General features: G+C 51.1%; 13 protein-coding genes. 8 read left to right on the top strand and 5 right to left on the bottom strand.

Annotation, left to right across the window (positions count from 1 at the left end; genetic code table 11):
* Positions 1-133: 133 nt before the first annotated feature.
* A complete protein-coding gene (locus TU92_RS14965) occupies positions 134-685 on the bottom strand; it encodes an NAD(P)H nitroreductase (protein ID WP_112168015.1) in 552 nt (183 codons plus the stop codon).
* 190 nt (positions 686-875) lie between these two features.
* On the opposite strand from TU92_RS14965, the gene sppA reads away from it, so the two are divergent.
* The 3 genes from sppA to pncA all read left to right on the top strand — a co-directional run bounded on the left by sppA (position 876) and on the right by pncA (position 4515).
* Entirely contained in the window at positions 876-2729 is a 1854-nt protein-coding gene (gene sppA / locus TU92_RS14970; RefSeq protein WP_112168016.1) for a signal peptide peptidase SppA, read from the top strand.
* A gap of 134 nt (positions 2730-2863) precedes the next feature.
* Positions 2864-3877: an asparaginase gene (gene ansA / locus TU92_RS14975; RefSeq protein ID WP_112168017.1), complete on the top strand. Its 1014-nt coding sequence runs from the start codon at positions 2864-2866 to the stop codon at positions 3875-3877.
* An 8-nt stretch (positions 3878-3885) separates the two neighbouring features.
* Positions 3886-4515, top strand: a complete 630-nt coding sequence (gene pncA, locus TU92_RS14980; RefSeq protein ID WP_112168018.1) for a bifunctional nicotinamidase/pyrazinamidase — start codon at positions 3886-3888, stop codon at positions 4513-4515.
* A 71-nt stretch (positions 4516-4586) separates the two neighbouring features.
* Here pncA and TU92_RS14985 read toward each other — a convergent pair whose 3' ends face one another.
* Positions 4587-4859, bottom strand: coding sequence for a YeaC family protein (locus tag TU92_RS14985; protein ID WP_112168019.1), 273 nt, complete (start codon positions 4857-4859; stop codon positions 4587-4589).
* 93 nt (positions 4860-4952) lie between these two features.
* Positions 4953-5366, bottom strand: coding sequence for a peptide-methionine (R)-S-oxide reductase MsrB (gene msrB / locus TU92_RS14990; protein ID WP_112168020.1), 414 nt, complete (start codon positions 5364-5366; stop codon positions 4953-4955).
* A 349-nt stretch (positions 5367-5715) separates the two neighbouring features.
* Here msrB and gapA point away from each other — a divergent pair, with 349 nt between their 5' ends.
* Entirely contained in the window at positions 5716-6714 is a 999-nt protein-coding gene (gapA, locus tag TU92_RS14995) for a glyceraldehyde-3-phosphate dehydrogenase (protein ID WP_167457502.1), read from the top strand.
* Between the two features lie 182 nt (positions 6715-6896).
* On the top strand, positions 6897-7766 hold the full coding sequence (locus tag TU92_RS15000) for a D-hexose-6-phosphate mutarotase (RefSeq protein WP_112168022.1): 870 nt from the start codon (positions 6897-6899) through the stop codon (positions 7764-7766).
* A 224-nt stretch (positions 7767-7990) separates the two neighbouring features.
* On the opposite strand, the gene TU92_RS15005 is transcribed toward TU92_RS15000, so the two are convergent.
* Positions 7991-8740 carry a MipA/OmpV family protein gene (locus TU92_RS15005; protein WP_112168023.1) on the bottom strand — a complete coding sequence of 250 codons (750 nt, stop codon included), beginning with the start codon at positions 8738-8740 and terminating at the stop codon, positions 7991-7993.
* Between the two features lie 547 nt (positions 8741-9287).
* On the opposite strand from TU92_RS15005, the gene yeaG reads away from it, so the two are divergent.
* Together yeaG and TU92_RS15015 are read left to right on the top strand one after the other, a co-directional pair.
* Positions 9288-11222, top strand: coding sequence for a protein kinase YeaG (gene yeaG, locus TU92_RS15010; RefSeq protein ID WP_112168024.1), 1935 nt, complete (start codon positions 9288-9290; stop codon positions 11220-11222).
* A 34-nt stretch (positions 11223-11256) separates the two neighbouring features.
* Positions 11257-12531 (top strand): YeaH/YhbH family protein, encoded by a 1275-nt coding sequence (locus TU92_RS15015; RefSeq protein WP_112168025.1) that lies wholly within the window; start codon positions 11257-11259, stop codon positions 12529-12531.
* An 89-nt stretch (positions 12532-12620) separates the two neighbouring features.
* Here the strand turns inward: TU92_RS15015 and TU92_RS15020 are convergent, their stop codons facing one another.
* On the bottom strand, positions 12621-13385 hold the full coding sequence (locus TU92_RS15020; protein WP_112168026.1) for a DUF481 domain-containing protein: 765 nt from the start codon (positions 13383-13385) through the stop codon (positions 12621-12623).
* Between the two features lie 495 nt (positions 13386-13880).
* Here TU92_RS15020 and nadE point away from each other — a divergent pair, with 495 nt between their 5' ends.
* Entirely contained in the window at positions 13881-14711 is an 831-nt protein-coding gene (gene nadE, locus TU92_RS15025) for an ammonia-dependent NAD(+) synthetase (RefSeq protein WP_112168027.1), read from the top strand.
* Positions 14712-14858: the final 147 nt, after the last annotated feature.

The raw sequence follows: 14858 nt of genomic DNA on the forward strand, positions 1-14858 counted from the left end.
ATGTTAGCCGCTGGCGGCAGAATTAGTAAGACGAAGAGAGACATCTGAGAACGCGGTCGCTCATTAAGCCAGCAAAAAACCGGTTTAATCAGAAAACGCTGAGTCAAACCGGCAATTGCCAGAGCTTGTGCTTTTAGAAATGTGACACGAATGGCGTGCTGTCGACCGGAATAATTTGCAGACTCGCTTTCAGCTGAGGCGTACCGAGATACAAGAAACCGACGATTTTATCGTTCTCGCCGCATTTGAATGCGCGGCGAACGTCCGGGTGATCGGTCCACGCACCGCTGCGCCAGATTCCGTTGAATCCCTGCGCCAGCGCGGCCATCTGCATCGCCTGCACGGCACAACCGGCGGACAGCAACTGTTCCCACTGCGGGACTTTCGCGCTCTCTTTGCAGGCGGCAATCACTGTGATAATTTGCGGCGCGCGAAGCGGTGCCTGCGTGGCTTTCTCGATGGCCTTTTCGTCGGCGCCGTCTTTGATGGCAGCCGCGCGCAACAGCTCGCTAAACCGTACCAGACCGTCGTTTTCTGCAATCACAAAACGCCACGGCTGTAAGGCCCCGTGATCCGGCGCGCGTAGCCCGGCATTAATAATATTTTGCAACGCCTGGCCGGACGGCGCAGGCGCTGCCAGACGGGAAGCAGAACGGCGGTTAAGTAATAAATCTAAAGCATCCATTGAAATCTCCTGAGCAGAACTGAGAATAATTGCTATTAACCTTACGTTAACATAGGCGCCCCGCCATTTTCCAACTGCCTTTGGGGTTTCGGAGAATGACGCACCGCCAAATTCTGAAATGATTTAAAGCTGACTTTTTTCCGGCGGGTCATTAGGATAGCGATACTTTTCCCGTCTTGTTGGAGAGACCATGCGCACATTGTGGCGAATTATCGCCGGTTTTTTTAAGTGGACCTGGCGTCTTCTTAATTTCGTCCGAGAATTTATTCTCAACGTATTTCTTATAGTGATCATTTTGGCCGGTGTTGGCATCTGGTACGCCGTGCAGGATAAACCTGTTGATGCTACCAAAGGCGCGTTGCTGGTTGACCTCAGCGGTTCCGTGGTCGATAAGCCTTCGGTCAATAATAAAGTGCGCCAGTGGGGGCGCGAACTGCTGGGCACCTCGAGCAGCCGTTTGCAGGAAAACGCCCTGTTTGATCTGGTCGATACCATTCGTGCCGCTAAAGATGACAAAAACATCACCGGTATGGTGTTGCAACTGACTGATTTCACCGGCACCGATCAGGCGTCGATGCAATACATTGGCAAGGCGCTGCGTGAATTCCGTGATGCGGGCAAACCGATTTACGCTATTGATGACAGCTACAACCAGTCGCAATACTATCTGGCCAGCTACGCCAACAAGATCTACCTCTCGCCGCAGGGCGCAGTCGATCTGCACGGTTTTGCCACCAATAATCTTTACTACAAAACGTTGCTGGATAAGCTGAAAGTCACCACCAATATCTTCCGCGTCGGGACGTACAAATCCGCCGTGGAGCCGTTGATTCGTGACGATATGTCCCCGGCGGCCCGTGAAGCAGACAGCCGCTGGGTCGGCGGATTGTGGACCAATTATCTGAACACCGTTTCCGCCAACCGTCAGATCACGCCAGAGCAACTGTTCCCTGGTGCAGCAGGCGTTCTGGCCGGTATGCAGGCCACCGGCGGCGATATGGCGCAGTACGCGCTGAAAGCCAAACTGGTGGATTCGCTGGCATCCCGTACCGAAGCGGAAAACGATATGGTGAAAGCGTTTGGCTGGAATAAAACCACCAAAGACTTCAACTACACCAGCATCTACGATTATTCGCCGAAACCAAAACCGGACAATAACGATCCGCAAATCGCGGTGATCTTCGCGACCGGCGCGATCAACGACGGTGAAGAGCAACCGGGCGCGGTGGGCGGCGATACCACCGCACAGCAAATTCGCGAAGCCCGTCTGGATCCGAAAGTGAAAGCGATTGTGTTCCGTGTTAACAGCCCTGGCGGCAGCGTCAGTGCCTCCGAGGTGATCCGCTCTGAACTTGCCGCTGCGAAAGCCGCCGGTAAACCGGTAGTGGTTTCGATGGGTGGCATGGCGGCTTCAGGCGGTTACTGGATTTCCACACCAGCCAACTACATCATCGCCAGCCCGAGCACACTGACCGGTTCCATCGGTATCTTTGGGGTGATCAACACGTATCAGAACACGCTGGATTACGCCGGTGTGCACACTGATGGCGTGGCGACCTCCCCGCTGGCGGATATCGCGTCTACCAAAGCGTTGCCGCCGGAATTCTCGCAGATGATGCAGCTTAACATCGAGAACGGGTATAAAACTTTCCTCGGCCTGGTAGCAGATTCGCGTCACAAAACGCCTGAGCAGATAGACCAGATCGCACAGGGTCATGTCTGGATTGGTTCAGATGCCAAAGCTAACGGACTGGTGGATGAGCTGGGTGATTTCGATGACGCAGTGAAGAAAGCCGCTGAGCTGGCGAAACTGCCAAAATGGCAACTGAACTGGTACGTCAGCGAACCAAGCCTGAGCGATTTGGTGTTCTCGCAGGTGAGCGCCTCCGTTCACGCCATGCTGCCTGCCGTGGTTCAGGCTTATCTGCCTGCGCCGGTAAGCAAAATGGCGATGGAACTGAAATCTCAGGCTGATCTGTTCAATAACATGAACGATCCGCAAAACCGTTATGCGCTTTGCCTGACCTGCGGTGATGTGAAATAACGTTCATTTAAACCGCTAACAGCCAGCCCGGAGCCTCGCAGAGAGCCTCCGGGCTTTTTTATGGTGGGACACAGGCGGCGAAATCTTTATACTCAGCGCAGTTGCTTTCATCTTTCTGAATAAGAACATCTTCGATGACTAAAAAATCTATTTACGTGGCCTACACTGGCGGCACCATCGGTATGCAGCGTTCCGAACAGGGTTACATTCCGGTTTCCGGGCACCTGCAGCGCCAGCTGGCGCTGATGCCAGAATTTCATCGCCCGGAAATGCCTGAATTCACCATTCAGGAATACGCACCGCTGATGGATTCTTCCGACATGACGCCGGAAGACTGGCAGCATATTGCCGACGATATTCAGGCGCATTACGAAGATTACGACGGTTTCGTCATCCTGCACGGCACCGACACTATGGCGTTTACCGCATCCGCGCTGTCGTTCATGCTGGAAAATCTGAGCAAGCCGGTGATTGTGACAGGGTCACAAATCCCCCTTGAGGCGTTGCGTTCCGACGGTCAAATTAACCTGCTCAATTCGCTGTACATCGCGGCTAACCATCCGGTCAACGAAGTCACCCTGTTCTTCAACAATCGTCTTTATCGCGGCAACCGCAGCACCAAAGCGCACGCCGACGGTTTCGACGCATTCGCCTCGCCGAATCTGACGCCGCTGCTGGAAGCCGGGATCCACATCCGCCGCCTGTCCACGCCATCGCTGCCGGTCGATCCTGCCGCCAGACTCATCGTGCATAACATCACTCCACAGCCGATTGGCGTGGTAACGATTTATCCGGGGATTTCCGCCGAAGTGGTGCAGAATTTCCTGATGCAGCCGGTGAAAGCGCTGATCCTGCGCTCTTATGGCGTCGGCAATGCCCCGCAAAAAGGGGATTTGCTGAAAGTGCTGAAAGACGCGTCTGAGCGTGGCATTGTGGTGGTAAACCTGACGCAATGTATTTCAGGGCGCGTGAACATGGGCGGATATGCCACCGGCAACGCGCTGGCGCATTCGGGCGTGATCAGCGGGTTTGATATGACCGTCGAGGCGGCGCTGACGAAGCTGCATTATCTGCTCAGCCAGTCGCATACGCCGGAAGAAATCCGCGAACTGATGCAGCAAAACCTGCGCGGCGAGCTCACCGAATAAGGGTCAATATGAAATCTGCATTGTTGCTGGTCGATCTGCAAAATGATTTTTGTCAGGGCGGCGCGTTAGCCGTCGCTGAGGGTGACGCCACGATTACGATCGCCAACCAAATGATGGCGTGGTGTAAGAAAAAGGATGTCGCCGTCGTGGCGTCACAGGACTGGCACCCCGCCAAACATCGCAGCTTTGCGGCGAATTCCCATACCGAAGCCTGGACAATCGGCGAGCTGAACGGTCTGCCGCAGGTTTGGTGGCCGGTGCATTGTGTGCAGAATGAACCCGGCGCTGAGTTTCATCCGGCGCTGGAAATAAAGCGTCTGGATTTCGTCGTGCAAAAAGGCACGAATATGGATATCGACAGCTACAGCGCGTTTTATGACAACGGGCATCTTGCCGCCACCATGCTCAATGACTGGTTGAAAGCAGCAAAGATTTCCCATCTTTATGTCATGGGTCTCGCTACGGATTACTGCGTGAAATTCACCGTGCTCGACGCCCTGGCGCAGGGATATAAAGTCACCGTGCTCACCGACGGCTGCCGTGGCGTGAACCTGAAACCGCAGGACAGTGATGAAGCTATTAAGGCGATGCAACTGGCGGGCGCGAAAGTGAGTACCTCAGCGGCGGTGTTGGGGTAAATCATCCTGATTTTTGATATTAAAAAAAGGCGCTATTGAGCGCCTTTTTCATAAGCAAGAAAAAGCTAAAATCACTCCGGTCTTAACCGGATCACTGTCTCTTGCGCAAACTGCTGCTTCAGTTCCTGCTTACTTTTGGTGACGATTTGTCCGTCGGTGCCGATACTCATATGTTGAGCATCGACGTTATGGCGCGACTGATAGAGCATCACCGCCTGCAGGCTATGATCTTTTTGTTCCGGGGTCAGTGCGACGCCATCGGGCCATTTCCCCAGTTCTACCGCCAGTGCCAGACGCGCATAGATTTCCGGCGTCATCACGTCAATGAGTTGGTTAATTTCCATCTTCTACCCCTTGCTTGCAGCAATTATTCAAGATGTTTTGAATAATTGCTGAATCGATTTTGTCGGTAAAATTACGCATTATGACCGTAGCATTTAACCTGACGTTTTATTGCCATTTTCGCCATCGATAAAACTCATCGATGCGGAATTCACGCAGTAACGCTCGCCGGTCGGCTGAGGGCCATCAGGAAAAACGTGCCCCAGATGCGCTTCGCAATTTGAACAACGTATTTCTACGCGCTCCATGCCATGGGTGTTATCCGTCAGGTATTTAATCGCATCATGATGCACTGGCTGGTAAAAGCTGGGCCAGCCGCATCCGGAATCGTATTTGGTATCTGAATAAAACAACGGTGCGTTACAGACCAGGCAGTGGTAAATGCCGTCGCGTCTGTTATGCAACAGTTTGCCAGTGTACGGAGGTTCAGTACCGTGTTCCTGGGTCACATAATGTTGAATTTCAGTAAGTTGTTCGAGTGAGGAAGACAATTTAGGTTCATTGCTCATAATTTTCGTTCTCTGACGAATAGAAAAATCAACTAAAATAACAGTTTATAATAACAAAAAATTAACAACGGATCTGCCTGTTTTGTCCTAAACTGTAGGGCATCAGCGTTAGCCAGCTCCAACTTGTGATGGCGATCACACTCCTAATGTTTCAACCCTTTAAATTCTATTTATCGCCCCCATCTGGTTGTGAGCCGATTTAAAAAACGGAACGTGCAATTTGCGAGCAAAAGTAGGTCCTCCCTTTGACTTACAGCAATAATTGACACGATTCCGCTTGACGCTCAGCAAGGTTTTTGTAATTTTACAACCAACCTTTTATTCACTAAAAAAATAGCTGGTGGAATATATGACTATCAAAGTAGGTATCAACGGTTTTGGCCGTATCGGTCGCATTGTTTTCCGTGCTGCTCAGGAACGTTCTGACATCGAGATCGTAGCAATCAACGATCTGTTAGACGCAGAATACATGGCATACATGTTGAAGTACGACTCAACTCATGGTCGTTTCAACGGTACCGTAGAAGTGAAAGACGGTCACCTGGTTGTTAACGGCAAAACCATCCGTGTTACCGCTGAGCGTGATCCAGCTAACCTGAAATGGAATGAAGTTAACGTTGATGTTGTTGCTGAAGCAACTGGCCTGTTCCTGGACGACGCGACTGCACGTAAGCACATCACTGCTGGCGCTAAGAAAGTTGTTCTGACTGGTCCATCTAAAGATGACACCCCTATGTTCGTTATGGGCGTGAACCATAAAGAATACGCTGGCCAGGAAATCGTTTCTAACGCTTCTTGCACCACTAACTGCCTGGCACCACTGGCAAAAGTTATCAACGACAACTTCGGTATCGCTGAAGCGCTGATGACCACTGTTCATGCGACCACCGCTACTCAGAAAACTGTCGATGGCCCGTCTCACAAAGACTGGCGCGGCGGCCGCGGCGCATCTCAGAACATCATCCCTTCTTCTACCGGTGCTGCTAAAGCAGTAGGTAAAGTAATCCCAGCTCTGAACGGTAAACTGACTGGTATGGCGTTCCGCGTTCCTACCCCTAACGTTTCCGTTGTTGACCTGACTGCACGTCTGGAAAAACCAGCAAGCTACAAAGAAATCTGCGCAGCAATCAAAGCAGCTTCTGAAGAAGGCGACCTGAAAGGCGTTCTGGGTTACACCGAAGAAGACGTCGTATCTACCGACTTCAACGGCGAAAAACTGACTTCCGTATTTGATGCGAAAGCAGGTATCGCTCTGAACGACCACTTTGTGAAACTGGTTTCCTGGTACGACAACGAAACTGGCTACTCAAACAAAGTATTGGATCTGATTTCTCACATTTCCAAGTAATTGGCAATGTTGATGAACTGATTAAAGGGCGACGCGAGTCGCCCTTTTGCTTTCTGTCGGATGCACTTTTCTATCAGGCACATGAGTGCGATCAATCTTAAAGCTTTGGTTCATCTGTAGTCTTGGTTCTTATCATCGTAATTATTTATCTACCCGATATAAAATCAACAGGACACCAGATAATGATCGAGCAACTCCTCTCCCTACCCGTTGTAAACCAAATCTCTACCACCATCAGCCAGCGTCAAAAAGATGAACTTCCGGTTATTGTGGTTTCCCACCCGAAAGTCCGTGCAGCCGTTGCCTTACAGGGCGCGCATCTGCTGGCATGGCAACCGGAAGGCCAAGAACCTGTTTTGTGGATGAGCAGCGCCAGCGCGTTCAAAGAAGGCGTGGCAATCCGTGGCGGTATCCCAATTTGCTGGCCGTGGTTTGGTCCTGCCGGTAAACCTTCGCATGGTTTTGCACGTAACATGCCGTGGGAACTGACCGATCACAAAGAAAACGATCAGGGCGTGGTATTAACGCTGACGCTGAAAAGCTCAGAAGAAACACTGGCACTCTGGCCGCATGATTTCACGCTGACCGCACGCTTTACACTGGGTGAAACCTGCCATATTGAGCTGGAATCCACCGGTGACTTCGAGGCGAACAGCGCCCTGCACACTTATTTCAACATCGGCGATATCGCAGATGTCAGCATCAAAGGCCTGGGCGGCAGCTTCATCGATAAAGTGGATGGCGCAAAAGCCAAGCAGGAAACCGGGGATCTGACGTTCTCCGGCCAGACTGACCGCATTTACACCCAGCCGCAGGCGACCAGCGAAATCATCGATCCGGTTCTGAAACGTACGCTGGTGATAGCTCATGAGAATAACGCAGACGTGGTGGCGTGGAATCCTGGCGCGCAACTGTCTGTCAGCATGGCGGATATGCCGGATGACGGCTATAAGACCATGGTCTGTGTAGAAACCGCACAAGTCTCCCATACGCATACTTCAACGCATGCTGCGCCTGCACGCCTCGCGGTGACGTTCTCACTGCGTAAGTAATACATCGCGTAGGCATACTTAGTTTGCTTCATGCAGACATGACAAAGGGGCCTGATGGCCCCTTTTCTTATCTTTGCGACGGTAAATGTAACCGGATCGACCCATCAAGGTGCGTCAAAGCGCGTTGCCCCTTCCCGTCCATATCTCATTGCCCTGCAGATGTGCAAATGGGGCGAAGCGCCCCATTAATGTGCATTTTACGCACCCACTCTGTGCCTGTCGGATTAGAACGTGTAAGTCACGCCCGTCCAGACTACGGCGGAATAAGATTTATCCACCATCGGGCTATCTTTCACTTCATCCGCTAAACGAATGTAACGGCCAGTGAAGAATGCCTGCCATTCCTTTGTGAAGTTATAACGCGCAGAAAGTTCCGCGTACGGGCTGAAGCTGTCATCAGCGGTATAGCTACTCAGGCCGCTGCGGCGAGATTCGCCTTTGCTGACGCCGTAGTAGTAATCGTTCTGATTGCTGCTGCTCCACATCACACCAAAGCCCGGCACCAGTGCCCAGTTATCTTCCCGGATCGGATACAGATAAGCCGCATCTGCGACCAGACCGTTACTGTTGTTCAGCACATCACCGTTGAAGGTCGCGCGCAGCGTACCCCAGTCTTCAATATGCGAGTACGCCAGACCACCCATCAGGGTGCCACGACGTTTGTTCAGTTGTTTCATCTGATGGTCATCAGAATCATCGGGATCGTAACCGAATGGAATATAGGACGCCGTCGCGCTGAATTTGTTGTGGTCATCCTTCCACAGGTAGTAACCCGCAGTCAGCGATTTGAAGTAGAAATCATCGCTCTCGTAAGAGATAACCGGCACCGGATAAACTTTGTTGTCATAACCACGGTACGGATTGACGTCGCCCAGCGCGGATGCGCCAAGTGACCATGTCCCTGCCACAGCCGCATGACTGAAAAGCACTGCCGCGCCCACGATGGACAGTGTTTTAAGGTTTGGAGTTTTCATTGTCTTAATTCCATTAAGTAAAAAATCTTGGCTAGTGTAAATGAAGAGTAAACGTTGCGCTTAGCATTTACAGTTTTTCGGATTCCTTTACACAGGCATCGTCGGTAAAACCGGTGCGATCGCATAATTTATCTGCAAAATATGAAATAAAAATGACTAAAGAAAACACTTTCTGGCCGGAGGGCACGTCCTGTAAGGCTTTTCCGACCGTTTGTGAGAAGTGAGTCATTGATATGACTTAAAAAACGCCAGAAGCAGAGAGGAAATTTTTGTAATGCCAAACTACGCTTATAAATAGATGAAAGACTTAGCCTGAACCGGTTGCCCGCTCCACCGATTTAAGACAGTTTTTAGTCAGTCGCAACTGTCGGTATCCAAGGGGTTCTGCAAGTTGGCATAAGGGTTGCTGTATTCAGGTGGGATCTTTCTTCCGGGAGCGCCGAATGAAATGCTCTCAATTACCTGTGCTTTACCCAAGTCCTGTGGTCGCCGCTTAACTCGCTACGGCTCAGGTACGAAGGGTAAAATAACGAAGGACGGGCATCGTATGAACATATTTGACCACTATCGCCAGCGCTATGAGGCTGCCAAGGACGAAGAGTTCACACTGCAGGAATTTCTTACCATTGCTCGGCAAGATCGCAGTGCATATGTCAATGCGGCGGAACGTCTGTTGATGGCAATCGGTGAACCAGTGATGGTAGACACCGCGCTTGAGCCACGCCTGTCGCGTTTATTCTCGAACCGTGTTGTTGCACGCTACCCTGCATTTGAAGAATTTTACGGTATGGAAGAGGCAATCGAACAGATCGTCTCTTACCTCAAACATGCCGCGCAGGGCCTGGAAGAAAAGAAACAAATCCTTTATTTACTGGGCCCGGTGGGTGGCGGTAAATCGTCACTGGCCGAACGGCTGAAATCCCTGATGCAACGCGTACCGATTTATGTGCTGAGCGCCAACGGCGACCGCAGCCCGGTAAACGATCATCCGCTCTGCCTGTTTAATCCGCAGGAAGATGCGCACATTCTTGAAAAAGAATACAACATTCCCCCGCGTTACCTCGGCACCATCATGTCGCCGTGGGCCGCGAAACGCTTGCATGAATTTGGTGGCGATATCACCAAATTCAAAGTCGTGAAAGTCTGGCCGTCGATTCTCGAACAAATCGCTATCGCCAAAACCGAGCCGGGTGATGAGAACAACCAGGACATTTCCGCGCTGGTCGGGAAAGTGGATATCCGTAAGCTGGAAAACCACGCGCAAAACGATCCTGATGCCTACGGTTATTCTGGCGCTCTCTGCCGCGCGAACCAGGGTGTCATGGAATTCGTTGAGATGTTCAAAGCGCCTATCAAAGTGCTGCACCCGTTACTGACCGCCACACAGGAAGGTAACTACAACGGTACTGAAGGGATCTCCGCCCTGCCGTTCAACGGCATTATTCTGGCTCACTCCAACGAATCTGAGTGGGTGACGTTCCGTAACAACAAGAACAACGAAGCTTTCCTCGACCGCGTGTACATCGTTAAGGTGCCTTACTGCCTGCGCGTGTCGGAAGAGATGAAAATCTACGACAAACTGCTCAGCAACAGTGAGCTTTCTCATGCCCCTTGCGCACCGGGAACGCTGGAAACGCTGGCCCGCTTCTCGATTCTCTCGCGTCTGAAAACGCCGGAGAATTCCAGCAGCTATTCCAAAATGCGGGTGTACGACGGTGAAAGCCTGAAAGATACCGATCCTAAAGCCAAGTCCTATCAGGAATACCGCGACTATGCGGGCGTGGATGAAGGCATGAACGGGCTCTCGACGCGTTTTGCCTTTAAGATTTTGTCCCGCGTCTTCAACTTCGACCATGTGGAAGTCGCCGCCAACCCGGTTCATCTGTTCTACGTTCTGGAACAGCAGATCGAGCGCGAGCAGTTCCCGCAGGACATCGCTGAAAAATATCTTGAGCACCTGAAAGGCTATCTGATCCCGAAATATGCTGAATTTATCGGCAAAGAGATCCAGACAGCTTATCTGGAATCCTATTCAGAATACGGGCAGAACATTTTCGACCGTTATGTAACGTACGCTGATTTTTGGATCCAGGATCAGGAATACCGTGATCCAGATACTGGCCAGCTGTTCGACCGTGAATCGCTGAATGCTGAGCTTGAGAAAATCGAAAAACCTGCCGGGATCAGTAATCCAAAAGATTTCCGTAATGAGATAGTCAACTTCGTGCTGCGTGCCCGCGCCAACAACAGCGGCCGTAACCCCAACTGGACCAGTTACGAAAAACTGCGCACGGTCATTGAGAAAAAAATGTTCTCAAATACCGAAGAATTATTGCCAGTTATCTCGTTTAACGCCAAGACGTCGACTGATGAACAGAAGAAACATGATGATTTTGTCGACAGAATGATGGAGAAAGGATATACACGCAAACAGGTTCGCCTGCTTTGTGAATGGTATCTGCGCGTGAGAAAATCCTCGTAACCGGGGATTGTTGGCAACGCCGTTTGGGGGAAATATGACGTATTTTATTGACCGTCGGCTTAATGGCAAAAACAAAAGCGCGGTGAACCGCCAGCGCTTTTTGCGACGCTATAAGTCGCAAATCAAACAGTCGATTGCCGAAGCCATCAACAAGCGTTCGGTTACCGACGTCGATAGCGGGGAGTCCGTCTCGATCCCCAATTCGGATATCAATGAACCCATGTTCCATCAGGGTCGCGGTGGCTTACGCCACCGTGTTCACCCCGGCAATGACCACTTTGTGCAGAATGACCGTATCGAAAGACCGCAAGGGGGCGGCGGCGGCGGCAGTGGCCAGGGCGATGCCAGTCAGGACGGAGAAGGCGAGGATGAGTTCTCCTTCCAGATCTCCAAAGACGAATATCTGGATCTGCTGTTTGAAGATCTGGCGCTGCCTAATCTGAAGAAAAATCAGCATAAGCAGCTGACCGAATTCAAAACCCACCGCTCCGGCTACACCTCCAACGGCGTACCGGCCAATATCAGTGTGGTGCGCTCTTTGCAAAATTCGCTGGCACGCCGGACGGCGATGACCGCGGGTAAAAAACGAGAGCTGCGTGAGCTGGAATCAACGCTTTCTGAAGTTGAAATCAGCGAACCGGCCCAATTATTGGAAGAAGAACGGCTGCGTAAAGAGATCGCCGAATTGCGGGCGAAAATCGCCAAAACGCCATTTATCGATACCTTTGATTTACGTTATCGCAATTACGAACGTCGCGCTGAGCCTTCAAGCCAGGCGGTGATGTTCTGTCTGATGGATGTGTCGGGTTCGATGGATCAGGCAACCAAAGACATGGCCAAACGTTTTTACATTCTGCTCTATCTGTTCCTGAGCCGGACGTACAAAAACGTCGATGTGGTCTATATCCGTCACCACACACAAGCCAAAGAAGTGGACGAACAGGAGTTCTTCTACTCACAGGAAACCGGCGGCACCATCGTTTCAAGCGCACTGAAGCTGATGGATGAAGTCATCCAGGAACGTTACGACCCGGCGCAGTGGAATATTTACGCTGCGCAGGCCTCCGATGGCGACAACTGGGCTGACGACTCCCCTCTCTGCCACCAGCTTTTGGCACAGAAGATCCTGCCAATGGTGCGTTATTACAGCTATATCGAAATCACCCGCCGCGCCCACCAGACGCTGTGGCGTGAATACGAAGTGTTGCAGCAGAAATTCGGTAATTTCGCCATGCAACATATTCGTGAACAGGAAGATATTTATCCGGTGTTCAGGGAGCTTTTTCATAAGCAAACTGAAAAAGGGTGAAATTGAGATAAATAAAAAGCCGGCAAATAAATCTGCCGGCTTTTTTAATACATAAACTTCAGCGCATTTCCTTTCCCTTTAGTGGGAAATTACATGCCGTAAACCAGATTCACAGAAGTGACGGTATCGGTTTTATCCGGCGCACTGGCGGGTGGCTTAGTGTTGTACGTGACGTCGTAAGCGACTTTCAAAGAGAAGTGGCTGTTGATCGCAACGGTCAGCGCGGTTTCTGAGTTCAGCGTGGTTTCATCGTTCGCTAACACGGAAACGCCCTGAGTGAATTTCGCGGTATCGCTTATTTGATAACCATAAGTACCGGAACCGTAAGCCAATGCACGGGTGGAGTTACCGCCCTGCTGGAACTCATCATGACGTACACCCGGACCGGCTTCCAGATTCAGCGTATGAACCGGACCGCTCCAAATCTGACGACCGTAACCGACAGTGGCCACATCGCGCGCGCGGTAACCATTGTAACGGTCACTCAGCCAGCTGGCCTGACCAAACAGATAGTTGGCGTTATCGATATTGTAACGGGTACGGGCACCGGCCTGATACTTCTCGGATGAACGCACACCGGAAGAGGACGTGTTACGCGCAGAACCCCACAGGCTGTTCGCCGTGTTGGTACCAAACCAGGTCATCGTGGTATCGGCATTCAGCGTGGAGTTGCTGGTGTTACCGGTTTGTGCACTGTAACCCGCCTGAACATTCCCTACGAACGGCTTTTTCGCCTGAGCAGGGTCATCTAACGCGGTGAAAATAGTGGTGTCTGCAAGGCTTGAGATACTGAACAGCGAGGCACCGCAGACAACGGCACACACTGGTAAATGACGTACAACCCGAAAAAACATTTTGCTTCCCCAATATGACTTAAGGCAAATAACGATATTGAACTACACGATTAATGCCATTAATTAGGATCCGTTAATCAAGCCTGGCAACTCCGTTTCGATGGCACATACCTACATACAAATTTTTTACCGCAACAAATATAACGCACTCAGGCCACGATATCTTAATAAAGCGACCTTTTTAGACAGTTCCTAATCACTTAAATTATTTGCAAAACTTCCTGCAATAAAAAAACGCAATCATTACGTTTTGTTGCGTTGATTTTTCATTTCAACGCAGGTTCATCATGAAAGCGGTGTGATAGCAAATCATGTGGCCTGATCACCAGCTCCCCGGCAGACTTCACCTGAGAAACCAAGACCCGGCAGCGAACAGATTTCCGCCGAACGCGCTGCGCAATCTTGTCCTTTTGAGCGATGCGGGGTAGTTTTGTTCTGATAACATCTTATTTTTGCCTCGGGTTCCTCGAAGGCAGCCTTCAGGAGGAGTGGTCAATGGCTTTACAACAAGAGATTATTCAGGCTCTGCACGTTAAACCGCAAATCGATGCCGCGCAGGAAGTGCGTGTCAGCGTCGATTTTCTCAAAAGTTATCTGCTGGCCCATCCCTTTATTAAATCTTTGGTACTCGGCATCAGCGGCGGGCAGGATTCTACTCTTACCGGCAAACTTTGCCAAACGGCAATTAGTGAATTACGTGCACAAACGGCTGACGACAGCTATCAGTTCATCGCGGTGCGCCTGCCCTATGGCGTGCAGGCCGATGAATCCGATTGCCAGGATGCGATTACCTTTATCCAGCCGGATCAGGTTCTGACCGTCAATATTAAAAATGCCGTGCTGGCGAGTGAAGCGACGCTGCGTGAAATCGGTATCGAACTGAGCGATTTCATTAAGGGCAACGAAAAAGCCCGCGAGCGCATGAAAGCGCAGTACAGCATTGCAGGCATGAAAAAAGGCGTGGTGGTCGGCACCGATCACGCGGCAGAAGCGGTCACCGGCTTCTTCACCAAATACGGCGACGGCGGCACGGACATTAACCCGATTTTCCGTCTGAACAAACGTCAGGGAAAAGCGTTGCTGAAAGAACTCGGTTGCCCCGAGCATTTATATACCAAAGCGCCGACGGCGGATTTAGAAGAAAACCGCCCTGCCTTGCCGGATGAAGTGGCGCTGGGCGTGACCTACGAACTGATCGACGATTATCTGGAAGGCAAGACTATCGACGAGGCATCCGCGAAAATCATCGAAGGTTGGTATCTGCGCACGGAGCATAAACGCCAGCCGCCGGTCACGGTGTTTGACGATTTTTGGAAGAAAAAATAACGCATCCGGAACAATGACTTTACGGACACTCCCTGAGTGTCCGTGTTCTTGTCCACTCTGGTTCACATCCCCCGTTCGCCTGATTGTCACAAGAACCTTCCCATTCATTAACTAAATCATTACCCTTAGCGTCCTTTCGGATGACTG

The organism is Rahnella inusitata (assembly GCF_003263515.1).
Lineage (GTDB): Bacteria > Pseudomonadota > Gammaproteobacteria > Enterobacterales > Enterobacteriaceae > Rahnella > Rahnella inusitata.

Coding starts and splice junctions, on each gene's coding strand:
- TU92_RS14965 (WP_112168015.1), bottom strand. CDS start 685: ATGGATGCTTTAGATTTATTACTTAACCGCCGTTCTGCTTCCCGTCTG.
- sppA (WP_112168016.1), top strand. CDS start 876: ATGCGCACATTGTGGCGAATTATCGCCGGTTTTTTTAAGTGGACCTGG.
- ansA (WP_112168017.1), top strand. CDS start 2,864: ATGACTAAAAAATCTATTTACGTGGCCTACACTGGCGGCACCATCGGT.
- pncA (WP_112168018.1), top strand. CDS start 3,886: ATGAAATCTGCATTGTTGCTGGTCGATCTGCAAAATGATTTTTGTCAG.
- TU92_RS14985 (WP_112168019.1), bottom strand. CDS start 4,859: ATGGAAATTAACCAACTCATTGACGTGATGACGCCGGAAATCTATGCG.
- msrB (WP_112168020.1), bottom strand. CDS start 5,366: ATGAGCAATGAACCTAAATTGTCTTCCTCACTCGAACAACTTACTGAA.
- gapA (WP_167457502.1), top strand. CDS start 5,716: ATGACTATCAAAGTAGGTATCAACGGTTTTGGCCGTATCGGTCGCATT.
- TU92_RS15000 (WP_112168022.1), top strand. CDS start 6,897: ATGATCGAGCAACTCCTCTCCCTACCCGTTGTAAACCAAATCTCTACC.
- TU92_RS15005 (WP_112168023.1), bottom strand. CDS start 8,740: ATGAAAACTCCAAACCTTAAAACACTGTCCATCGTGGGCGCGGCAGTG.
- yeaG (WP_112168024.1), top strand. CDS start 9,288: ATGAACATATTTGACCACTATCGCCAGCGCTATGAGGCTGCCAAGGAC.
- TU92_RS15015 (WP_112168025.1), top strand. CDS start 11,257: ATGACGTATTTTATTGACCGTCGGCTTAATGGCAAAAACAAAAGCGCG.
- TU92_RS15020 (WP_112168026.1), bottom strand. CDS start 13,385: ATGTTTTTTCGGGTTGTACGTCATTTACCAGTGTGTGCCGTTGTCTGC.
- nadE (WP_112168027.1), top strand. CDS start 13,881: ATGGCTTTACAACAAGAGATTATTCAGGCTCTGCACGTTAAACCGCAA.